The sequence below is a fragment of the Alishewanella sp. BS5-314 genome, from assembly GCF_025377695.1.
Taxonomy (GTDB): domain Bacteria; phylum Pseudomonadota; class Gammaproteobacteria; order Enterobacterales; family Alteromonadaceae; genus Alishewanella; species Alishewanella aestuarii.
The window spans coordinates 569851-592582 of the sequence record NZ_JACEHJ010000002.1 but is presented as its reverse complement, the minus strand read 5'-3'; the positions used below and the strand labels follow the sequence as shown (position 1 = coordinate 592582).

At 53.4% G+C, this 22732-nt stretch carries 16 protein-coding genes; 8 read left to right on the top strand and 8 right to left on the bottom strand.

What is annotated here, in order from left to right:
* Positions 1-112: 112 nt before the first annotated feature.
* Positions 113-502: a peptide-methionine (R)-S-oxide reductase MsrB gene (gene msrB / locus H1D31_RS07225; protein ID WP_008610285.1), complete on the bottom strand. Its 390-nt coding sequence runs from the start codon at positions 500-502 to the stop codon at positions 113-115.
* A 39-nt stretch (positions 503-541) separates the two neighbouring features.
* Entirely contained in the window at positions 542-2245 is a 1704-nt protein-coding gene (locus H1D31_RS07220; RefSeq protein ID WP_261257322.1) for a methyl-accepting chemotaxis protein, read from the bottom strand.
* 209 nt (positions 2246-2454) lie between these two features.
* On the opposite strand from H1D31_RS07220, the gene H1D31_RS07215 reads away from it, so the two are divergent.
* From H1D31_RS07215 to H1D31_RS07200, 4 genes are all read left to right on the top strand, one after another.
* Positions 2455-4239 carry an ATP-binding protein gene (locus H1D31_RS07215; RefSeq protein ID WP_261257321.1) on the top strand — a complete coding sequence of 595 codons (1785 nt, stop codon included), beginning with the start codon at positions 2455-2457 and terminating at the stop codon, positions 4237-4239.
* A gap of 3 nt (positions 4240-4242) precedes the next feature.
* Positions 4243-5616, top strand: coding sequence for a sigma-54-dependent transcriptional regulator (locus tag H1D31_RS07210; RefSeq protein ID WP_261257320.1), 1374 nt, complete (start codon positions 4243-4245; stop codon positions 5614-5616).
* Positions 5617-5779: 163 nt separating this feature from the next.
* Entirely contained in the window at positions 5780-6769 is a 990-nt protein-coding gene (locus tag H1D31_RS07205; protein ID WP_261257318.1) for a porin, read from the top strand.
* 10 nt (positions 6770-6779) lie between these two features.
* Positions 6780-8210 carry an SLC13 family permease gene (locus H1D31_RS07200; RefSeq protein ID WP_261257317.1) on the top strand — a complete coding sequence of 477 codons (1431 nt, stop codon included), beginning with the start codon at positions 6780-6782 and terminating at the stop codon, positions 8208-8210.
* A 100-nt stretch (positions 8211-8310) separates the two neighbouring features.
* On the opposite strand, the gene purT is transcribed toward H1D31_RS07200, so the two are convergent.
* The 5 genes from purT to malQ form a co-directional block, all read right to left on the bottom strand.
* A complete protein-coding gene (purT, locus tag H1D31_RS07195; RefSeq protein ID WP_218060729.1) occupies positions 8311-9489 on the bottom strand; it encodes a formate-dependent phosphoribosylglycinamide formyltransferase in 1179 nt (392 codons plus the stop codon).
* A gap of 5 nt (positions 9490-9494) precedes the next feature.
* Positions 9495-11024, bottom strand: a complete 1530-nt coding sequence (gndA, locus tag H1D31_RS07190) for an NADP-dependent phosphogluconate dehydrogenase (RefSeq protein WP_008949381.1) — start codon at positions 11022-11024, stop codon at positions 9495-9497.
* Positions 11025-11109: 85 nt separating this feature from the next.
* Positions 11110-13158: a glycogen debranching protein GlgX gene (glgX, locus tag H1D31_RS07185; RefSeq protein ID WP_261257315.1), complete on the bottom strand. Its 2049-nt coding sequence runs from the start codon at positions 13156-13158 to the stop codon at positions 11110-11112.
* A gap of 10 nt (positions 13159-13168) precedes the next feature.
* Positions 13169-15361 carry a 1,4-alpha-glucan branching protein GlgB gene (glgB, locus tag H1D31_RS07180; protein ID WP_409976788.1) on the bottom strand — a complete coding sequence of 731 codons (2193 nt, stop codon included), beginning with the start codon at positions 15359-15361 and terminating at the stop codon, positions 13169-13171.
* Between the two features lie 55 nt (positions 15362-15416).
* Entirely contained in the window at positions 15417-17609 is a 2193-nt protein-coding gene (gene malQ, locus H1D31_RS07175; protein WP_261257313.1) for a 4-alpha-glucanotransferase, read from the bottom strand.
* Positions 17610-17844: 235 nt separating this feature from the next.
* Here malQ and gap point away from each other — a divergent pair, with 235 nt between their 5' ends.
* Positions 17845-18852, top strand: a complete 1008-nt coding sequence (gene gap, locus H1D31_RS07170) for a type I glyceraldehyde-3-phosphate dehydrogenase (protein WP_008610273.1) — start codon at positions 17845-17847, stop codon at positions 18850-18852.
* A gap of 109 nt (positions 18853-18961) precedes the next feature.
* Positions 18962-19819: a D-hexose-6-phosphate mutarotase gene (locus H1D31_RS07165; protein WP_261257309.1), complete on the top strand. Its 858-nt coding sequence runs from the start codon at positions 18962-18964 to the stop codon at positions 19817-19819.
* Here H1D31_RS07165 and H1D31_RS07160 read toward each other — a convergent pair.
* A complete protein-coding gene (locus H1D31_RS07160; protein WP_261257306.1) occupies positions 19803-20210 on the bottom strand; it encodes a hypothetical protein in 408 nt (135 codons plus the stop codon). The genes H1D31_RS07165 and H1D31_RS07160 overlap by 17 nt on opposite strands.
* Before the next feature lie 471 nt (positions 20211-20681).
* Between H1D31_RS07160 and ccoN the strand changes: the two genes are divergently transcribed.
* Together ccoN and ccoO are read left to right on the top strand one after the other, a co-directional pair.
* Positions 20682-22109: a cytochrome-c oxidase, cbb3-type subunit I gene (gene ccoN / locus H1D31_RS07155; RefSeq protein ID WP_008610270.1), complete on the top strand. Its 1428-nt coding sequence runs from the start codon at positions 20682-20684 to the stop codon at positions 22107-22109.
* A 10-nt stretch (positions 22110-22119) separates the two neighbouring features.
* On the top strand, positions 22120-22728 hold the full coding sequence (gene ccoO, locus H1D31_RS07150; RefSeq protein ID WP_065955047.1) for a cytochrome-c oxidase, cbb3-type subunit II: 609 nt from the start codon (positions 22120-22122) through the stop codon (positions 22726-22728).
* Positions 22729-22732 lie beyond the last annotated feature (4 nt).

Here is a 22732-nt window from a genome sequence, read left to right as displayed (position 1 = left end):
AAGATGAATTAATCGGAGTTGCCTTGGCCGCTTTTATGTAGGGTACAGCGGTTTTGAAAGGCGGCCTATTGTAATGGATTATGAAAGCCTACCACAACAATTACAGAATTTTTTAGACCTTGGTAGTATGTTGAAAGCGCAGCGACACCGAGTTGACACAGTAGCGCTGCCCGGTTGGCAAGGGCCCATCGTCAAACACATGCCCCAAATGGGCATCGCAGGCGGCACAGAGAATTTCAATCCGGTGCATGCCATGGCTGTGATCCGGTTTATAGCTGACCTTACCCTCTATCGCCTGATAGAAACTCGGCCAGCCGCAGCCGGCATCAAACTTAGTCGCCGAATCAAACAACACGGTACCACAGCAGATGCAGTGGTAGGTGCCATCAGCCGTATGGTGCAACAATTCTCCACTGAACGGATACTCGGTGCCCTTTAAACGGGTGATCCGATACTGTTCGTCAGTCAGGCGTTCCCGCCATTGCTGTTCTGTTAGTTTCATCTGTACCTCAGCACATCACAGAAATTCTCACTTAAACTATTATACGCGGAAGCCGGCTAACAGATTATTTAATTCCCGTGCCATTTGCCGTAACTGGCTACTGGCGCCCGCCAACTGTGCTGCCTGTTCATGGGTTTGCTGCACTGCCTGGGCAATTTGCTCCATATTCTGGTTAATACCACCGGCAACCATCGCCAGCTCTTCGGTAGCACTGGCCAGTTGGTCATTGACGTCGGTGATCTGAGCAACAGCGCCATTGATACGCTGCAAGGCGCTACTGGCTTCAGAAGAACGGGCGATGGTCAGGCTGGTTTCCTGCTGGCTTTGTTGCATTGAACTGACGGCGCGGGCGGCATCCTGCTGAATTTCCTGCACCTTGCTGTTGATATCCTGAGTAGAGCTGGCCGAACGGCTGGCCAGGGTGCGGACTTCGTCGGCAACCACCGCAAAGCCCCGTCCCTGTTCACCGGCACGGGCGGCCTCGATGGCGGCATTTAGTGCCAACAAGTTGGTTTGCTCTGCAATGCTGCCAATCACCTCCGTCACGGCACCGATTTGCTGACTGCTGTCGGAGAGCTCCGATAACACCGCTGCCACCTGCTCCACTTTGCTTTGTAACTGATTAATAGCCTGTAAGGTTTGACCAACAGCCGCAGTACCGGCAGCCGCCTCACGATCGGCATCCCGTGCCGAATGTGCCGCCGTAGTCGCATTACGCGCCATATCATCACAGGTGGTGCTCATTTCGTGCACTGCAGTCGCAACCTGGGTGGTTTGCTCCATAACCTGTTGCAGTAAGGTCTGACTTTGCTGGCTGGAACTATCCAGCGCCTCAGATTGCTGATTCAGCCCGCTCACCAGAGCCCGCTGCTGACCGATGAGTTCACGCAAGCGGCCAACCAGGGCAGCAACGGCGGCTAGCAAACTATCCTGATCACCTGCTTTCAGGCTAATGCTGGCACTAAAATCACCGGCCGCTACCTGTTGCACCAATTGCCGGGTATAGGCAACCTCACCACCCAGCTGGCGCAACAACCAACGGCGGATATACAGCGAAACGGCAACGGTCAGTAACATCACCAGCACTATTACCAATGCCAGCCGTAACCCGGTTTGCCAGAACATCTTTTGCACATCATCAATATAGATGCCGGAGCCCAATACCCAGCCCCACTCCTGATCCGCAATCACATAGGACAGCTTGGTATAACGCTCCTCGGTAACACCACCACCGGGTAGCGGCTTGGTCCATTGATATTCAACAAAACCACTGCCATAACGGCCAATGGTATCAACAAAGGTCACAAAGAGGTTTTGGTTATTCAGTTTTTGCTGCTGACGACCGTCGGGGCTACGCATTAACGTCGCGTAATTAAAACTTGCCCGGTCCAGTACTGTGCCTTCCAAAGCAGGCACGGTAGGATGCATCACCATTTTCGGAAAGGGCCGCCCCAGATCATTGATCCAGATATACTCGACCTTGTCATAACGAATGGCACGGATCGCCGATAATGCGGCCTGTTGTGCCTGCTCACGGCTCAGGGCGCCGCTTTTTTCCAATTGCTGGTAGTGCTTAACCAGGGTCATCCCCACATCAATCACCGCCACCACCCGTTGTTCGCGTCCTTCCGTCAGCCGTTGCTGCAGCGCATCCAGCGCCACGGCAGCAATCACCAGAAAACCGGCTAACGCCAGTAATGGAAGAATCAGTAAGCGGCCTGCCGCTGTTGACCAGAATCCCATAGCCCTGCTCCTGTCGTATTTTTTGTATTTTTGTTAAGCATAGCTGCATCTGGCAAAAGCGCGTATAAGTTTTGCTATTACAGTAAGTTGTTGCATAAATACCGACAATAAACTGTAGCGCATAGAGCCGTCAGCGCATTTCAGGTATAGTACGGCGGCAGATACCTTGTGCGGACAGCCGGCTGGCTCTCCCCCTGATTGAGTGTGTTATGCCAAGTCGATTAAAAACCCCGCTTAGCCTCCTGCTGGTACTGCTGCTATTTACCTTGCTAAGCTACCAACTGCTGTTTAACCGCTTGCTGAGTCAGGCCCAGCAAACTGCGCTTCGGCATGGTGCTGAATTCAATCTCTACATCGAGCAGCAACTGGCTCGCTTTTCGCTGCTTAATCAGAGTCTGGCCGCCCGCCCTGAGCTTAAACAGGCGCTCTCAGCCGCGGTGGATTCCGATAAAAGTGCCTTAAGTCAATTACTGGCCGATTTTAATCTGGCCAGTGGCAGCGCTTCTATCTATCTGATGGACCATAGCGGTCTGGTGCTGGCAAGCAGTAACTTTGCACAGGAAGTCAGTTTTCTCGATTACAACTTTGGCTTTCGGCCGTACTTCACTGAAACCATCCGCACCGGGCAAAGTTACATAGACTATGGTCTGGGTTGGATCTCAAAAGAGCGTGGCATCTATTTCTCTAATCTGGTGCAACAACAGCCCAGCGAGCGTTATGGTGTGCTGACCAGCAAACTGAATATTGATCAGTTAGAGTTGGCGTATCAGAGTATCGCCGGTCAGAGTCCCTGGTTGTTTATGCTGGTCGATGAAGAAAATACCGTGCTTGCCAGCAATAATCCGGCCTGGCGTTTAACGCAGCTGGGTGAACAAAGCCTGACCCTGCCCCGTCATCCGGGGGTGTTACTGCCGGCCCTGGCGGTAAAACAGCAAGGCAGCTTATGGCAGCTGCTGCAGCAGCCTGGTCAGAGTCAGTTGCCGCGTACCGAGTACACGGTAGCCCAGAAAGCCCATCAAGCCCTACCCTGGCAACTGGTGATGCTGCATCCAACCCGGCCGTTAAAGATTCAGGCGTTGCAATACAGTATCAGCCTGGCGCTGCTGTTAACACTGCTGCTGTTAACGGCACAATACTGGCGAAACCGCCGCCAGCAACAATTACAGCGCACCCAGCTCTACCAAAAGCTGGAACAGGCTGTGGCCGAGCGCACCGCTTCGCTGCAACAGAGCAACCAGCAACTGCAACTGGAGATCCGCCAGCGCAGTGAGGCAGAACAAGAGCTCAGACAAACTCAGGAACAACTGCTGCAAGCCGCCAAGCTGGCAACCATTGGCCAGTTAAGTGCGTCCATTAACCATGAGTTAAACCAACCGCTGACCGCCATGCACAGTTATTTACAGAACAGTCAGCTGCTATTAGCCCGCGGCCAGCATACCGAACTGGCGGGCAATCTGGATAAACTTAGTCAGCTGTTACTACGCTTAAATCATATCGTGCAGCAGTTTAAAGGCTTTAGCCGCAAGGCCGCCAATACCCCCCGGGTAGTGACACTGCAGAGCCTGGTGCATAATGCGCTGGATCTGCTGCAGCCGCTACTGCGCCAGCAAGCGGTCAGCATTAGCTTTGAGGAACAGGCCGCACCACACGTTAAGGTGGATCCGCTTCAGCTGGAGCAGGTGCTGGTGAATTTGCTTGGTAACGCCGTTCAGGCCTGCGAAGGTTTACCCCAGTGCCAGCTCAGTATTCGCCTGAGCGTACAAGAGCAGCAGGCTTGCCTGCAGATCCATGACAATGGCCCCGGTATCCAACCGCATGTGATGGTACATTTGTTTGAGCCCTTTTTTACCACTAAACAAGGCTCGGGACTCGGCCTTGGCCTGTCTATCTCACGGCAAATCGTACAGAGCTATCATGGCAGTTTACAGATAGCGAATCATCCAGATGGCGGCGCCGTGGTGACCTTATTTTTACCGCTTTACCGCACGGAGTAACGCATGAAAAACCCGCAGCAAGTCTGGCTTTTGGATGATGACAGCAGCATTCTGGATGCTTTAGCACAGGGCCTGAGTCTGGAAGGTTGGCAATGCCGGACTTTTACCGATCCAGCCAGCCTGCTAAGCCAACTGACGCCCGATTTCGCCGGCGTTATTGTCACCGATCTGAATATGCCGCAGCAGGACGGTTTAAGTGTGCTGGCCGCGATTTTAAAGCGCGACGCCGAACTGCCGGTTATTTTGCTAACCGGCTATGGCGATGTCAGTATTGCGGTTACGGCGATGCAGGCTGGTGCCTGTAGTTTTATTGAGAAGCCGGTCAATCACAGCCTGTTGCTAAAAACCCTGCAACAAGCTGTCGCCAGCCGCCAGCTGACACTGCAAAACCGGCGCTTGCAAGCCCAGCTCCAGCAAAGCCGGCGTGGCCGGGTGCAATTAATTGGCGATAGCCCGGGTATGGATCAGATGCGCCAGTTACTGGACCTGATCCTGGATACGCCAGCCGATGTGCTGATTGAAGGTGAGACCGGCAGCGGCAAAGAACTGGTCGCCCGCTATTTGCACGATAATTCAGCGCGCAGTGAGCAACAGTTTGTGGCGCTGAATTGTGGCGCTATTCCGGAACAGCTGATTGAAAGTGAACTCTTCGGCTGTGAAGCCGGCGCTTTTACCGGCGCCGATAAAAAGCGCATTGGCAAATTTGAATTTGCCAATGGCGGCACCCTGTTTCTGGATGAAATTGAAAGCACACCGCTCAGTGTTCAGGTACGCCTACTGCGAGTTTTAGAAGAGCGCAAGGTGACACCGCTGGGTAGCAATCAGGCAAAAAGTCTGGATCTGCGGGTTATCGCCGCCACCAAGACCAATCTGGCCGAGTTAAGTGCCACCGGCGATTTCAGACTGGATTTGTATTACCGCCTTAATCTGGTGCATGTCACTATTCCACCGCTGCGGCAAAGACGGCAGGATATTCCGCTGCTGTTTAAACACTTCGCCATGTTGGCCAGCGCCCGTTATCACAAGCCGGTACTGGCGCTGACGCAAGCCCAGCTCGACCGGCTACTGGCCCATCCGTGGCCGGGTAATGTACGCGAGCTACGCAATCTGGCAGAGCGCTTTGTGTTACTGGGACCTGAGGCAGCATTCGCGCAGCAAGGCCTGACCTTACCCGATACCTTTGGCAGCGCCATGGGACTGAGCGAGCGGGTCGCGTTTTTCGAACAAATGCTAATCGAAGAAGCACTGAATGCCACCAAGGGCAGCATTAAAGACACTATGCAGGCGCTGAATTTGCCTCGTAAAACCTTGTACGACAAGATGCGCAAGTATGGTCTGCTGCGTAGTCAGCTGCCTGACGAGGATAGCGAAAGCTAAGCTGGGTGGTTTTCCACCCAAGGCCGCAGATTACAGGGTCAAATTTGACCCCAAAACTGACCTCTACAATCCCAAGGCACTGTATTTATTGGCTTTTAATCTTGGCAGCATAGTTGCTAAAGCCCTGTTGCAATTAATTATAACGACAGAGCAAGAGGTAGCTATGCAACAGGACAACATCTTTCAATTAATCCGCCCCCGTACCCTGGCCGCACTGGCCGCCTGTACCCTGCCAATCAGCATGGTTCAGGCCAGTAACCTGCCCGCCCCTGCGATCCAGTTTTATGGTAAGGCTGAAGTGCAGCTGGCGCATACCGATAAGGGCTTTATGCGCTATGCCGAGCAAGGTACCCAACTGGATATGCCTTTTAGCCGCTTTGGTTTACGCGGCGAGCAGCAACTGAACGACTATCTGACCGCTTTTTTTACCTATGAAGTCGATGTGCGAGGCTTTGATGAGGCCAATACCCAAACGCCATTTTCTGCCCGTAATACTTTTGTTGGCATCAAAGGTAGCTTTGGCCAGTTGATCGCCGGGCGTAATGACACCCGGCTGAAAACCAGTGAGGGCTTAGTTGATTTATACAACGAGACCAGCGGTGACATCGCCCAAATCCTGCCCGGCCAGGATCGGCTCGGTGATAGTCTGACCTATATCTCACCTAAACTGGCGGGCTTTGAACTTTCTGTTACCTATGTGCTGGGACAGGACAATGAACTGCAGCAAGGTAAAGACGGTGTAGCCGTCAGTCTGGCCTATGGCGATCGTAACCTGAACAGCCAGCCTTACTACATCACCCTGACCCGGGCACAGAGTTTAAACGGCCTGGATGCCAGCCGTTTGGTCTGGCAACAAAAGTTGTCCGACTTTACGCTGGGGGTGTTACTGCAATATAGTGAAGAAGCAGAAGGCGAACGCAGTGGCAGCGGTGGTTATATCAGTGTGCAGTATCCGTTTGGTAACTGGGTACCTAAACTGCAGCTGGGGCGGGATACATCCAGCCTGCGGCAACGCAGCGCCGCAAATCACTACACCACGGGCGTCGACTATCTGTTTAACAGCCAGAGCAAAGCCTATGTTTATCTGACACAGCTGGTGTTAACCGACGCGACGGACACCTCAGTCGTGGCTGGCTTACAGTATCGCTTCTAGGAAGGTTACCATGACAACGATTACCAAAACTCCGTGGTTTGCGCTACTGCTTGGCCCGGCTTTTATGCTGCTCACGCTGCTCAGCACAGCACCCTTTGGCATGAATCAGGAAAGCTGGCTGGTACTGGGCCTGACATTCTGGATGGCCAGCTGGTGGATCAGTGAGGCGGTGCCAATCCCGGTAACCTCTTTTTTACCCTTGGTTATTGCACCATTACTTAATCTGAATAGCCTGGCGGCAACGGCGCAGCCTTACGCTCATCCGCTGATTTTCCTGTTTCTCGGTGGCTTTATTATTTCCATTGCGATGGAGCGCTGGTCACTGCATAAACGCATTGCGCTGCATACCATGTTGCTGGTGGGCAGCAAGCCCAGCCAGCAGATCGGCGGCATTATGATGGTCACCGCCTTTTTGTCGATGTGGATGTCAAATACCGCGACGGCGGTGATGATGCTGCCAATTGCGCTGTCGATTATGCAGCTGTTACATCAGGATCAGGAAGACAGCGCCTTTGGCAAAGCTATGCTACTTGCCATTGCTTACGCCGCCTCTATCGGTGGTTTGGCAACCTTAATTGGTACGCCACCCAATGCACTGATGGCGGCCTTTCTTGCCGATAACTACCAGATCCAGATTGGTTTTGCCGAGTGGATGCTGGTAGGTTTGCCGCTAAGTATTATTTTACTGGCGATCAGCTGGCTCTGGCTGACGCGGGCCGCTTATCAGGTTGATAAGGTAGCTGCAGTTGAAACTAAGGGCTTATTCCGGCAACAACTGGCAACGCTGGGCCGGATGCAACGTGGTGAAAAAGCGGTGCTGACCATCTTTGTGCTGACCGCGCTGTGTTGGACCTTCCGGCCGTTACTGGCCAGCTGGAGTGGCTTACCACTGGATGATACTACTATCGCCATGACTGCCGCCCTGTTGCTGCTGGTATTGCCACTGGATCGCAAGAATACTCGCATCCTGACCTGGGATGAAACCAAAAAACTGCCCTGGGGGATTCTGATGTTGTTTGGTGGTGGTCTGAGTTTAGCCGCCTTGATCACCAAAAGCGGGCTGGCGGCCTTTATTGCCGATCAGGTGATCCTGCTGGGTGATGTGCCATTCTGGGTGATGATCGTGGTGGTCACTGCAGTGATCGTATTCCTGACCGAAATCACCAGCAATACCGCTACCGCAGCCGGCTTTTTACCGCTGCTGGCACCGGTGGCGCTGGCAATGTCTGGTACCCCGTTAACGCTGGTGATCCCGGCGGCCATTGCGGCCAGTTGTGCCTTTATGATGCCGGTGGCAACTCCACCTAATGCTATCGTTTTCTCGTCCGGTCAGCTTAGAATTGCCGATATGGTTAAAGCCGGCTTTGCGCTGAATATCTTCTCGGTAGTGGTGGTCAGCGTCCTGACGTTAACCCTGGCGCGCTGGGTGTTTGGCTTTTAATCCAGCCTAAGCTTCCAATACAACCTAATATGCAAAAGCCCCGAGATTCGGGGCTTTTTTATGTGGTCAACTAAGCCGTGGTAAACTAAGCTATGGCGCTTTACAGCAAGCTTACCTTTAGCTGCTTTACTACCGCCAACGCTTTCGCCGTTGCCGCTTCAGTGCTTTCTGCCAGCGCCAGCGCCACGCCCATTCGCCGCTCGCCCTGCACTTCCGGCTTACCAAAGAGCCGCAACTCCGTATCAGGTTCACGCAGCGCATCGGCTAAGCCGGCATACTGAATATTCTGGCTTTGCCCCGGCACCAGCAATACGGCTGATGCGGCCGGGCCGTACTGCTTGATCTGTGGAATAGGTAAACCCAGAATGGCGCGCGCATGCAGTGCAAACTCGCTCAGTTGCTGCGAGATCAGCGTCACCATACCGGTATCATGTGGCCGGGGTGAGACTTCGCTAAACCAAACCTCGTCGCCTTTGATAAAGAGCTCAACACCGAATAAGCCTTTACCGCCCAGCGCCTGTACTACGGCAGTCGCGTAAGCTTCCGCTTTTTGCCGTGCCACAGCTGACATCTGCTGTGGCTGCCAGCTTTCGCGGTAATCGCCTTTTTCCTGGCGATGCCCAATAGGCGCACAAAATTGGATCCCGGACACCGAATTCACCGTTAACAGGGTAATTTCATAGTCAAAATCGATAAAGCCTTCCACGATGATCCGGCCCTTACCGGCACGGCCACCCTCCTGCGCATAGGCCCAGGCCTGCTCCAGATCGGCATCCGAGCGCAGCACGCTCTGGCCTTTGCCTGAGGAAGACATAATAGGTTTAACCACACAGGGATAACCAATAGCCGCGACTGCGGCCAGAAAGCCGGCTTTATCTTCCGCAAACTGATAGGGTGAAGTCGGTAATTGCAGCTGCTCGGCGGCTAAACGGCGGATCCCCTCGCGGTTCATCGTCAGATTAACGGCTTTGGCACTGGGCACCACGTTAAATCCGGCCTGCTCCAGCTCGAGCAGTACCGAGGTGGCGATGGCTTCCAGCTCCGGCACAATCAGGCTTGGCTTTTCGCTGATCACCAGCTGGCGCAGTGCGGCGTTATCCAGCATCGAGATCACCACGGCTTTATCAGCCACCTGCATCGCCGGCGCATTCGGATAGCGGTCAACCGCAATCACTTCACAACCGTAGCGCTTTAATTCAATACACAGCTCTTTTCCAAGCTCACCGGCACCTAATAACAGCACCTTGGTGCTACTGCTGGTACCCGGGGTTCCGATTATCGTCGTCATTTAATTTTCACCATTGGCCGCTCTGGGTGGCTCCAATCTACGTGATAAGTCTTACCTTTAGCCTTGTCGGTACGTTCAAAGGTATGGGCACCAAAATAATCGCGCTGCCCTTGCAGCAGGTTGGCTGGCAATACTGCAGTACGATACGCATCGTAGTAACTCAGTGCTGAGCTCAGCGCCGCTACCGGAATACCGGCCAGCGAGGCATTAGCAACCGCTTTACGCCAGTTTTGCTGATAGACCGAAATTTGCTTGGAGAAAAACGGATCCAGCAGCAGGTTCTCCAGCTCGTCGTTGCGCTCATAGGCTTCACTGATCGACTGCAGGAATACCGCGCGGATAATACAGCCGGCACGCCAGATTTTCGCAATTTCGGCGAAATTCAGCTGCCAGCCCTGCTCTTCCGCCGCCGTTTTCATTAAATGGAAGCCCTGGGCATAAACGCAAATCTTGGCGCAGTACAGGGCATCGTGCAGCATCTGAATCAGCTCCGCCTGCTGCGCTTCGCTATACAGGTTTTGCGCCGGACCCGCCAGCACTGTCGCAGCCTTGACCCGCTCGGTTTTAAGGGCCGAGATAGAACGGGCGTACACCGCTTCGGCAATGGTCGGCGCCGGGCTACCCAGCTGCAGGCTACTGACCGCAGTCCACAGGCCGGTGCCCTTTTGGCCGGCTTTATCGACAATCACATCGACCAGCGGCAAGCCGGTTTCACTGTCTTTGGTGGCCAGCACCTCGGCACTGATGCCAATTAAATAGCTATGCAGCGGGCCTTCATTCCAGCGCCGGAAAATGTCGGCAATCGCCAGCGCCGACATGCCCAGCACATCGCGCATCACCTGATACACTTCACAAATCAACTGCATATCGGCATATTCAATGCCGTTATGCACCATCTTCACATAGTGGCCTGAGCCGCTGGGGCCAATATAGCTGGCGCATGGCTCACCTTCGGTAACCGGATTACCCGGCTCAAAGCGTTCGATAGCTTTGCCGGTGGCCGGATCAACCTTGGCCGCAATGGCCTGCCATAAGGGTTTAATCCGGGTCCAGGCATAGGGATCGCCACTTGGCATCAAGGAAGGGCCAAAACGGGCACCGACTTCACCGCCGGAAACGGCGGTTGAGAAAAAGATAAACTTGCCTTCAAAGCTCTTTTCCCGCGCGACAGTATCGGTCCACAGGCTGTTACCGGTATCGACCACGATATCATCGGCCTGAATGCCGGCATCAATCAACTTGTGGCAGACATCGTCTACGGCTTTACCGGCGGGAACAGAGAGAACAATCAGATGGGGGGCAGAAAGGCGGGATAATAATTCGGTGTAGGAGCTACAGCCAATTACCCGCGGCGGCTGGTCACCGCGCTCTGCGGTATCCTGCGCCAGCACGGCTTCGAGCTTTTGCAGATCGAGGTCAAAGGCCGCCACCCGGTAACCATGGTCTGCCAGGTTTAAGATCAGGTTTTTGCCCATTACGCCGGCTCCAACGAAGCCGATATCACACAGTGGTGTGTTGTCTGTCATTTGACGATCCTTTAAACAGCAGAGAAATGCGCCTTGGCGCGGCTCGAAAAATGGCCGGCATTATAGCCGAATAACCGGCATAAGCCTACTGCCAGACTGACAGGCTGTGCGCCGTTTGTAGCCATTGGCTGGCTTGCAGTGGTTTAACCGGTTGTAAGCCATCATCCAGCGCGGTATCAAACACCAGTTGCCGGCTGTTGCCCGGAAATAACACGGCTTCATTGCGGGCTGAACCATTAATCAGCACCAGCAGGCTTTGCCGGCTGTTGGTATTGATAATCTCCAGCATACAGCAGTTAAGTTCGGCCTGATGCCAGTGTTGTTCCTGCATCGGCGTGGCATCGAGTAAATACCAGTGCACCTGATGCTTGTCACCATGCAGCTGATACTGATCGTCCAGTAAACTCAGCTGCTGCAGGCAGCTAAACTGGCTACGCAGTGCCATCATCTGGCGCACAAACTGCAAAAACTTCGTACTATGGCCATCCAATTGCCAGTTAAGCCAGGAAATCGGATTATCCTGGCAGTAGGCGTTATTGTTGCCATGTTGGCTATGGCTCAGCTCATCACCGCCCAGCCAGTGGATAATGCCCTGACTGAGCAGCAAGGTCGCTACCAGATTACGCTTATGTTGATACCGGGCGGCGACGATTGCCGGATCTGAGCTTGGGCCTTCTACGCCATGATTGCTACTCAGGTTATGACTATGGCCGTCCCGGTTTTCTTCACCGTTCAGCCAGTTATGTTTGTGCTGGTAACTGACCAGATCCTGCAGCGTAAAGCCATCGTGATAACACAGATAATTGACGCTGCAACTGGCTGGTTTATGGTGCTTTTGGAAAATATCGCGCGAGCCCAGTAAGCGGGTGGCAAATTCCGGTAAGGTGCCGCTGTCGCCGCGCCAGAACGCACGGCAGGTATCGCGGAACTTGTCGTTAAGCTCAGACCAATGCGCCGGAAACTGCCCCAGATGGTAGCCAAAGGGCCCGACATCCCAGGGCTCGGCAATCAGCTTGGCCTGCGACAGCACCGGATCCTGGGCAATAATTTGAAAAAAGGCCGCATAGGGATTAAAGCGTTTATGCTCACGGCCCAGCGTTACCGCCAAATCAAAGCGGAAGCCATCGACCTGCATCTCGGTCAGCCAGTACCGCAGCGCATCCAGCACCATTTTTTGCAGCGCCGGATGTGACAGGTTTAACGTATTACCACAGCCGGTAAAGTTGCAGTAATTCTGATAATCAATCATTTCACCATGGCTGTGAAACAGATAATACTGGCGGTTGGCCAGACCGCGGAAACTGAGCACCGGGCCATCTTCGCCGGCTTCAGCGGTGTGGTTAAAGACGACATCCAGAATCACTTCCAGCCCATGCTGATGCAGGGTGCGCACCAGGGTTTTAAACTCCTGTACCGCATCTTCTACCTGATAGCGTGGCTCGGGTGCAAAAAATGCCAGCGGGTTGTAACCCCAGTAGTTGGTAAGCTTCAGACTGCTTAAGCGTGGCTCTGCCATAAAGGCCGCCACCGGCAGTAACTGCACCGTAGTAATACCCAGTGCCTTTAAATGGGCGATCACCTCTGGCTGACACAGACCAAGATAGGTACCGCGCAGCGCTTCCGGTACCGCCGGATGCTGCATGGTCAGGCCCTTGATATGCGCCTCATACAGCACGGTTTTTTCGCGTGGGATCTGTGGTTTAGTGGTGCCCTGCCAATCAAACTCAGTGCTGCTGAGTACGCCTTTGGCCAATGAATAGTGACTACGGCTTAAATATTGCTGTTCATGCCAGTACTGTGGCCGGTTTAACTGCCGGCAATAGGGGTCCAGTAACAACCTGTTACTGTCAAACAATAAGCCGCGATCCGGCTGGTTCGGGCCTGCGGCTTTTAGCGCATAGAGGGTGCCCTCAGCGACGCCCTGCACTTGCAAATGCCAGATCTCACCGGTGCGGCCACTAAAAGGAATTTCTGCCAGCAGCTCTTCCGTATCCGGGCGGAATAAACACAGTTGCAGCCCGGTTGCATCCGGGGCATAGACGGCGAAGTTCCAGCTGTCGGCACTCAGTTGTGTTGGCCCGAGTGGCGCCGGCTTGCCAGGACTCATTTTTAACAGTGCAATCTGATCGGCCATCGCGCGGATCCTAAGGTTTAACTCTTAAATAGAGGGTTGCCAGCGGCGGTAAATTTAAGCTCAGCCGCCGTGGTTGGCCCTGCCAGGCTTCAGCAATACTGACCAGTGCCTGCTGCTGCACCGGATAATTACTGCCCCAGAAATGCTCACTATCGGTATTGAGGATCACTTCAAACTCGCCCTCTTCCGCCACGCCGAGCGCAAAATGCTGGCGCGGCACCGGCGTAAAATTACTGACCACGTAAATACGCTGGCCGGCCGCATCCTGGCGGAAAAAGCTCACCGTACTGTGGCTTGCATCCTGATGCTCCAGCCAGCCAAAGCCCGCTGGCTCATAGTCTAGCTGATACAGCGGCGCACAGCGCCGATAAGTCAGGTTCAGATCGCGGAACAGCTGCTGTACCCCACGGTGCTTATCATAGCTTAGCAGCTGCCAGTCCAGACTCTGGGTATGATTCCATTCGCGGCTTTGCGCCAGCTCATTCCCCATAAAATTCATTTTCTTACCCGGGTGCGCGTACATAAAGGCAATATAGGCACGTAAGTTCGCCGCCTGCTGCCACTCATCGCCCGGCATTTTTTGCAGTAAGCTGCCTTTACCATGCACCACTTCGTCGTGCGATAACGGCAGAATAAAATTCTCGTTATAGGCATACACCATCGAAAAGGTCAGATCATTATGATGGTACTGCCGGTAAGCCGGATCCTTACTGATATAGCGCAGACTATCGTTCATCCAGCCCATATTCCATTTAAAGCCAAAACCGAGGCCACCACCGTCGGTCGGCCGTGACACCATCGGGAAAGACGTCGATTCTTCGGCAATGGTCATGGCATTAGGGAACTTGCTATACACTTCGCGGTTAAGCCAGCGAAACAGACTAATGGCTTCATAGTTATGATTGCCGCCGTCGATATTGGGGATCCATTCCCCGGCCTGACGTGAGTAATCCCAATACAGCATCGAGGCCACCGCATCAACGCGGATACCATCGATATGAAAGTGCTCCAGCCAATACAGCGCACTGGCCACCAGGAACTGGCGCACATAATCCTTACCAAAATCATAGATGCAGGAATTCCAGTCCGGGTGCCAGCCTCGGCGCGGATCGGCGTATTCATAAAGATGCGAGCCGTCAAAACGGGCTAAACCATGGCCATCTTCCGGAAAATGCGCCGGTACCCAGTCCAGAATAACGCCGATACCGGCCTGATGGCAGGCATCGACAAAGGCTTTAAAATCATCCGGATGACCAAAACGCGAGGTGGGGGCAAATAGCCCCAGTGGCTGATAGCCCCAGGAACCATCAAACGGATGCTCCATCACTGGTAACAGTTCGATATGGGTATAGCCCAGATCCAATACATAAGGGATCAGCTGCGCTGCCAGCTCACGATAACTCAATGGTTGATTGTCCGGCCCGCGGCGCCAGGAGCCCAGATGCACTTCATAAATACTCATCGGGCTCTGATACGGATTGGGCGCAGTGCGGTTTTGCCAGGCCTGATCCTGCCACTGATACTGCTGATGATCGTAAACCAGCGAGGCATGCGACGGATATTGCTCAGCATAAAAGGCCAGTGGATCGGCTTTGTGTGGCAACAGATGACCATGCTGATCTTTAATTTCAAACTTATAGCGCACGCCGGCGGCAATTTCCGGCAGCACCAGCACGAAATGGCCACAGTCGGTGCGTTGCATTGGATGGCAACGGCCATCCCACTGGTTAAAGTCTCCGACCAGACTGACGCTGCTGGCATGAGGGGCATAGACGGCAAAACGGGTTGCCGGCAGCCGTTTGCCGGCAAGATCCAATTCAATCAGCTGGGCACCAAGTTGCCGGTACAGATTTTCCGGCTGATGCTGTACAAAGTGCACCGCATAATAGGCTTGCTCAGTAAACTGATAAGGGTCAAACAACTGGTGCTGATAGCGCCCCTGGGTAACCTGTAACCGATAGGGCACCGCCTTACGCTTAGTTGGCAACTCCAGTACAAATAAGCCGGGACAACTGCGATCAGGCGTTAACTCACCTAACAGTTTATTGGTTTTGCTATCGAAAGCACTGACCGCACTGGCATGCGGCAGATAGCAGCGCAGCAACAGGCCACGCGCTTTCCCGTCCTGCATTCGCGGCTGCCAACCTAAAAAGCCAAACGGCTGATTTAAACGGGCTTCGGTTAACAGCTGTGCAGTCATGATTCTGTCCTTAATATAATGTCTGAGAGTTACCTGAATGGACCTTACACCGGCTTATTTATTGGCGTCGCAGTGCCGTTAATTGCTGCAATAAGGCGGCAATATGCGGCTCTTGCGTCCACTGCTCCAGCGGCTGACTCAATTTGCGCCGCCAGTTTGGATATTCATTGCTGGTGCCAGGCACATTCACCGGCTGGGTCATTTCCAGCCAGTCTTCAATTTGCAGGCATAACAGCTGCTGGGCGCCGGCGGCCAGATGCTGCTGCATGGCGAAATTCAAAGTGCGGTCCATAGCAAGCTGGTCGACACTGCGCGGGTAATCAGCCGGTAAGCGGCCATGACCGTGCAGCGAATCTAAAATACGCTGTTTATTGGCATGGCGCTGCTGATAAAGTTGCTGCAGTTGGCCTTCGTCGCGATACAAGCCCAGTTGCTGGCCCAGTTTTAAGTCTTCACAATGCCAGAAACCGATTAAGGTTGGCAAATCGTGGGTACTTAAGGTCGCCATCGCCTGCAGCGGATAATGTGCCGGCGAAATATAGCCGCCATCCGGCGCGGTTTCGAAGAAGAAGACCCGGTAGGAATAGATACCGAATTGCTGCAGTAACTCGCGGATGCCCTCTGGTACTGTGCCCAGATCCTCGCCAATAACCACCACCTGCTGGCGCTGACTTTCCAGCGCCAGAATGCCCAGCAAATCCATAATAGGGTAATAAACATAAGCACCCGAGCCGGCATTGGCCGCCGTTTTTGGTACCCACCATAGCCGCAGCAGCGCCATCACATGGTCAATCCGCAGCGCACCGGCATGCTGCATATTGGCACGCAACAGCTCAATAAAGGGTTGATAGCCCTGCTGGTACAGCTGAAACGGCTTCATCGGCGGCAAGCCCCAGTTTTGACCGGTTGGTCCCAATGGATCCGGCGGCGCACCGACACTGGCGTCACGGCAATACAGCTCAGGATTACCCCAGATCTCAGTAGACGCTTCACTGACGCCAACCGCTAAATCACGATACAAACCTAATAACATGCCCTGCGCTGTTGCCAGTTGCTGGGCCTCTGCCAGCTGCCGCTGCGCCAGGAATTGCAGATAAACGTAAAAATCCAGCTCAGCTGCGTGCTCAGCGGCAAATTGCTGCACGGCGTCGCTGTCCGGATCACGGTATTGCTCTGGCCAATTTGGCCAGCCCCAGTATTGGCTGTCTTGCTGATACAGCCAGGCATGCAGCGCATCATATAGCGCCAGCTGCGCTAAACTGTTGCCGCCGGCGGCTTTAAAGGCATCAAAGGCGGCAGCCAGTTCAGGCTGCGAAGCTTTGTTGTCTATAAACCACTGATAACACAGCTTTAATGCTGGCAGCTTTAGTGCCATCACGGCCGGGTAATCGACCCAGTCCTGCTGCCGCGCTGCAACTATTGCCTGTTGCACCGCAGGTTGCTTTAGATGAGCCTGTAGGGCCGCGTTTTCGTTAAAGCCAGGTGTGGCGGTCACATCAAGGTAAATAATATTGAGCCAGCGCCGCGACGACGGGCTATAAGGGCTGGCATTATCCGCTAAGGCCGGATAGAGCGCATGAATGGGGTTAAGGCCAATAAAATCTGCCCCCTGCTTCGCCAGATAGCGGATCAGCGTTTGCAGATCGCTAAAATCACCGATCCCCCAGTTGCGCTCCGAGCGCAGCGCATAAAGCTGGATCGCGCTACCCCACTGTTTGCGCTGGCTAAACGCTGCCGGTTGATAACAATGACCAGGGCTGATAATCAGTTGCTGGTTAACCAATAAATCGGTACCGCTGCAGCGCAGCTCCAGCTGGTGGTAACCGGCTGTTAATGGGTAAGCGATATGATGCAGATACTGCTGATACTCCTCGCCCTCTAACACCACCACCTGTGTCAGCTCGCCATCTACCGGCACCAGTGGCCACTGCTGTGTTACGCCCTGCTCAGTAGTCAGCGTCAGCGTAAAATCGGTATTCGCCAGCGCCAGTGGCACCATCACCTCCAGCTGCCAGCCCTGCTCGTCTTGCTGCTGCACCGATACCGGCGCGATCAGTTGTTGCCAGTAATCCAGTTGCCGCTGTAACAGCTCCTGGCGGCAGGCGGCTTCATCTTGTACCGGATATCCCATGGCACTGAGCAGCGCTAACTGATCCGGCTCGCTGACCTGACACGGCTGCCCCCAGGCATCATTAAAGGTGGTTTCAATGCCGTTAAAGGCAATCAGTTCGGCGAGTAAGGCGGCGTCCATTGGAAATCCTTAATTAAATGTGCCTAAAATAGAACCTGCATTATATTGATGCGACTCAGCAGTCTATTCTAAAGAGCGGTTTGCTGCTTGTCATGGTCATTTATGTCATTAAATTACAAAATCAGCAACAAAAATGCTTTTAAGCTTGAAAATTGCCATGAATAATGTAATTTTACTACAAAATGCCTGATGAATACGTTTTCAAACAGTTTAACACTTTAACAGCGGGGTTCTTATGACTATTCGTGTTGCGATTAATGGTTTTGGCCGGATCGGCCGTAACGTGCTGCGGGCACTGTATGAAAGCAGCAAAAGCTATGACATTAAGATCGTAGCCATCAACGATCTCGGCGATGCGGCGATTAACGCCCACCTGTTAAAGTATGACACCGCGCACGGTATTTTTGCTGCTAACGTCAGCCACGATGACAAAGCCATCTATGTTAACAATGACGAAATCCGCACCCTCAGCGTGCGTAATCCGGCCGAGCTGCCGTGGGCAGAGCTGAAAGTCGATGTGGTACTGGAATGTACCGGCCTGTTCACCGATCGTAAAACCGCAGGCGCCCATTTAACTGCCGGCGCGAAGAAAGTCATCATCTCGGCACCGGGTAAAGATGTCGATGCCACTGTGGTCTATGGCGTGAACCATCAGATCCTGACGCCGGAGATGAACATTATCTCTAATGCGTCCTGCACCACCAACTGTCTGGCGCCGGTAGCCAAGCCATTGTATGAAGCCTTGGGTATTGAATCCGGTTTAATGACCACTATCCACGCCTACACTAACGATCAGCGCTTAAGTGATGTTTATCATACTGATGTGCGCCGGGCCCGCGCCGCGGCAATGTCGATGATCCCGACCAAGACCGGCGCCGCCGCCGCTGTCGGTTTAGTGGTACCTGAGCTAAAAGGTAAATTTGATGGCCTGGCCGTACGGGTGCCAACGATTAACGTATCTTTAGTCGACCTGACCTTTATTGCTGGCCGCGATACCACAGCGGAAGAAGTGAACGACATTATCCGTAAGGCCGCCAGCAGCGGCCCAATGAGCGAAGTGCTGGCGGTGAACGATCTGCCGCTGGTATCAATCGACTTTAACCACAACCCAATGTCGTCGGTATTTGATGCCACTGAAACCCGGGTACTGGGCCGGCTGGTCAAAGTGATGAGCTGGTACGATAATGAGTGGGGCTTTAGTAACCGTATGCTGGATAACACGGTAGAGCTTATGAAGTTCTAATTGTTTCCTGCTAATCACTACAGCCAGCTTTTGCTGGCTGTATGCATTTTAAGGCAGTGGATTTAGCACGTTATTTTACCACGCGTTGAGCGAGTAATAAGGAATCAAGATGTCGCAGACACTATCGCAAATCAGTACTCAGACCGGCTTTGCCCATTTAACTGACCTGCCCTGCCTGAAATTAGTCTGCGGCCAGGCCTCGGCCGTGATCTCGCTGTATGGCGCTCAGTTGTTATCCTATCAGCCAGCGCCCGGACGGGAGCTGCTGTGGCTATCCCCGAAAGCGGTCTGGCAACAGCAACAAGCGATCCGCGGCGGCGTGCCGGTATGTTGGCCCTGGTTTGGCCCAGCGGGTAAGCCCTTTAATACCAGCGCGGCTAAACTGCCCAACCATGGTTTAGTACGTAACCGACTGTGGCGTCAGCTGCAGGCGGAGCCGTCGGCACAGCAAGCTTTAGTTACTTTAAGCATCGATGTCGATGATATCCCGACACTGAATAACAGCGTGACGCTAAACCTAGCGCTGAAGCTGACCGCGGAGGCTCTGACTTTACAGCTGGACTGTACCGAGCCGATGCTGCAACAAGCTGCGTTACACAGCTATTTTGCGGTACCGTCACTGTCAGACACCAGTGTCAGTCCTTTACCCGGCGCCTATCTGGATAAAACGCTGGGCGGCGAGCGGGTGCAAAGCACTGCGCCGCTTCGCTTTGAGCGGGAAATTGATCGGGTGTATCCAGAGCCTGCCGCAGAGCTGCTGTTACAAAGCGGCGCACAGCAGTTAAACATCAGCCAACAGGGCCAGGATGCCACTGTGGTCTGGAATCCGTGGCGGGAACGCAGCCAGGCCATCTTTGATCTTGAAGCAGACGGCTATCAGCAATTTGTCTGTGTTGAGACAGCACGGCTGGATCTGACCTGCGCAGCATCATTACAGCTGTGCCAGCGCCTTACCAGCTTGACGTAAATTCCTGCATAATCAGCTGCTCACTACCATCGGCCAGCGTCAGCGTTAGTATCAGCTGCCAGCGCATCTGCGGATCAGTACAGGCACCGAGTAAAAACTCGGCTTGCCATCGGCTGCCGGTTGTTACGTCAAGCTTACGCCAGTGTAGCGGGATCCGGCCCATGTACATGGATACGCCGCTGACTTCTGCGCTAACTGCCTGAATATCAAGGGAGGACTCCAGAACTAACCGCAACGGCGTTTCTACCGGGATCGGCGCCGGGCTCACCGTCAGGCTGAGCGCGTCGGTTTGCAGCAACAGCGCTTGGCTGTTATCATTAGCCACAGGGCGACAGCCACTTACCAGTAACAAAAACAGCAACAAACACACTGGCTTAACAATAAACTTCATACTAAGCTCGGGCTGTATCGCAAAACAGGGTCTATTATCTTAACGCTAATACTTGGCGAAAAACTAGGGCGTGTTGACGTTTGCTGCTTAGATTTTGTTCATACTGGCGGCGCTTTGATCGCGAAACGAGGAGCGCAGTTTAGTTATTCTAAATAAGTGACGAGTGACAAAGAGCAAAGCGCCGCCAGCATGAACCCTTCGGGCAGCGTTTGGCTGCAAAAACAAGCAGCAAACGTCAACACGCCCTTGCACCGCCCCCGCTTGGCGATAAATTGCACAGCAACTTTGTTCTACATCATAAAATAGGCGGCTTCGCCTATCTTTTATGGGGTAAAGGCCTTATCATTCGGGCCAAATAAAGTGGGTACAACCAACTGTATCAGCTCTTGCAGCGGACGTAGCCACTTATAATAAGAAGGGCCACCCTCAGGTGGTATTTTAGTAACCAGCAAAACTGCAGCGGAACTCAACATGAGCCAGACCAAACCGTTAAATGTTGAATACAACTATAGCGTTGTCCGCCTCTTTGCCATCACTACCGTTCTTTGGGGTATTGTTGGCATGGTGGTGGGTGTGTTAATTGCAGCCCAGTTATACTGGCCGGCGCTTAACTTTGATACACCTTGGCTGACCTACAGCCGTCTTCGTCCTCTTCATACCAACGCGGTGATCTTCGCCTTTGGTACCAGTGCTTTATTCGCCACCTGTTACTATGTGGTGCAGCGTACCTGTCAGGTACGATTGTTCGCGGAAAAGCTGGCCATGTTTACTTTCTGGGGCTGGCAAGCTGTTATTGTGGCTGCGGCCATTACGCTGCCGATGGGTCTGAGCCAAAGTAAAGAATACGCGGAACTGGAATGGCCAATTGATATTCTGATTACCATCGTTTGGGTCAGCTTTGCTATCGTGTTCTTCGGCACCCTGATTAAGCGTAAAACCAGCCATATCTACGTGGCAAACTGGTTCTATGGTGGCTTTATTATCACTGTTGCCGCGCTGCATATCGTCAACAGCATGGTTATCCCGCTGCATTTAGGTAAGTCTTATTCGATCTATGCCGGTGCCGTCGATGCGATGGTACAGTGGTGGTATGGTCATAACGCCGTAGGCTTCCTGTTAACTGCAGGTTTCCTGGGTATGATGTATTACTTCGTGCCAAAACAAGCAGGTCGTCCTGTCTACTCTTACCGTTTATCGATCGTCCACTTCTGGGCGCTGATTGCGCTGTATATCTGGGCGGGTCCACACCACCTGCACTACACTGCCCTGCCTGACTGGACTCAGTCCTTGGGTATGGTGATGTCAGTGGTGCTGTTCGTACCAAGCTGGGGCGGTATGATCAACGGTATTATGACGCTGTCAGGCGCCTGGCATAAGCTGAAAACCGATCCAATCTTACGTTTCCTGATTGTGTCACTGTCTTTCTATGGTATGTCGACCTTCGAAGGTCCGATGATGGCCATCAAGTCAGTGAATGCACTGTCACACTACACTGACTGGACCGTAGGTCACGTGCACTCGGGTGCGCTTGGCTGGGTTGCCATGATCTCTATCGGTGCCATGTATCACCTGATCCCGGCTGTATACAACAAAGACGGCATGTATAGCTTAAAACTGATCAACACCCACTTCTGGCTGCACACCATCGGTGTGGTGCTGTACATCGTAGCAATGTGGATCAGCGGTATTATGCAAGGCATGATGTGGCGCGCAGTTAACACTGACGGTACTTTGACTTACAGCTTTGTACAAAGCCTGGAAGCCTCAATGCCGTTCTATCTGATGCGCTTTATTGGTGGTGTTTTTGTCGTCGCCGGTATGTTGCTGATGGCTTACAACGTCTACAAGACAGTAAGCAGTAAAACACCAGCAGCCCAACCTGCTGCAGCAGCCGCCTAAGGAGAGCGAAATGTCAAAAAATCATCACGAAAAAGTCGAAAAAAGCGTTGGTTTACTGGGCATTTTCACCATTATCGCCATCAGCTTTGGTACCTTAGTGCAAATCACCCCGCTGATGTTTCTGGATGAAACCACCCAGCCGGTCGATGGCCTGAAACCTTACACTGCCCTGCAGATGGAAGGCCGGGATATTTTTATCCGTGAAGGTTGTACCAACTGCCACAGTCAGATGATCCGCCCGTTCCGTGCCGAAGTGGAACGTTATGGCCACTATTCGGTTGCCGGTGAGAGCGTGTGGGAGCACCCGTTCCTGTGGGGCTCGAAGCGCACTGGTCCTGACCTGGCTCGGGTTGGCGGTCGCTATAGCGATGACTGGCACCATGCGCACCTGATGGATCCCCGTTCAGTTGTACCCCAATCCAATATGCCGGCCTATCCCTGGTTAGACCGTAATATTCTGGATGGTAAATACACGGCCCGTAAGCTGGAAATCTTCCGTGGCTTTGGTGTGCCTTATACCGACGAAGATATCGCCGGTGCTGCAGATGCAGTGAAAGGTAAAACCGAAATGGAAGCCCTGATTGCCTATCTGCAATCACTGGGCACAGCCCTGAAGTAAGCGC

What these genes read in the sequence shown, in the direction of transcription:
- H1D31_RS07200 (WP_261257317.1), top strand. Translation starts at nt 6,780, where the DNA reads ATGACAACGATTACCAAAACTCCGTGGTTTGCGCTACTGCTTGGCCCG.
- gndA (WP_008949381.1), bottom strand. Translation starts at nt 11,024, where the DNA reads ATGACAGACAACACACCACTGTGTGATATCGGCTTCGTTGGAGCCGGC.
- H1D31_RS07210 (WP_261257320.1), top strand. Translation starts at nt 4,243, where the DNA reads ATGAAAAACCCGCAGCAAGTCTGGCTTTTGGATGATGACAGCAGCATT.
- msrB (WP_008610285.1), bottom strand. Translation starts at nt 502, where the DNA reads ATGAAACTAACAGAACAGCAATGGCGGGAACGCCTGACTGACGAACAG.
- H1D31_RS07215 (WP_261257321.1), top strand. Translation starts at nt 2,455, where the DNA reads ATGCCAAGTCGATTAAAAACCCCGCTTAGCCTCCTGCTGGTACTGCTG.
- H1D31_RS07160 (WP_261257306.1), bottom strand. Translation starts at nt 20,210, where the DNA reads ATGAAGTTTATTGTTAAGCCAGTGTGTTTGTTGCTGTTTTTGTTACTG.
- ccoO (WP_065955047.1), top strand. Translation starts at nt 22,120, where the DNA reads ATGTCAAAAAATCATCACGAAAAAGTCGAAAAAAGCGTTGGTTTACTG.
- H1D31_RS07165 (WP_261257309.1), top strand. Translation starts at nt 18,962, where the DNA reads ATGTCGCAGACACTATCGCAAATCAGTACTCAGACCGGCTTTGCCCAT.
- ccoN (WP_008610270.1), top strand. Translation starts at nt 20,682, where the DNA reads ATGAGCCAGACCAAACCGTTAAATGTTGAATACAACTATAGCGTTGTC.
- malQ (WP_261257313.1), bottom strand. Translation starts at nt 17,609, where the DNA reads ATGGACGCCGCCTTACTCGCCGAACTGATTGCCTTTAACGGCATTGAA.
- H1D31_RS07205 (WP_261257318.1), top strand. Translation starts at nt 5,780, where the DNA reads ATGCAACAGGACAACATCTTTCAATTAATCCGCCCCCGTACCCTGGCC.
- glgX (WP_261257315.1), bottom strand. Translation starts at nt 13,158, where the DNA reads ATGGCCGATCAGATTGCACTGTTAAAAATGAGTCCTGGCAAGCCGGCG.
- H1D31_RS07220 (WP_261257322.1), bottom strand. Translation starts at nt 2,245, where the DNA reads ATGGGATTCTGGTCAACAGCGGCAGGCCGCTTACTGATTCTTCCATTA.
- gap (WP_008610273.1), top strand. Translation starts at nt 17,845, where the DNA reads ATGACTATTCGTGTTGCGATTAATGGTTTTGGCCGGATCGGCCGTAAC.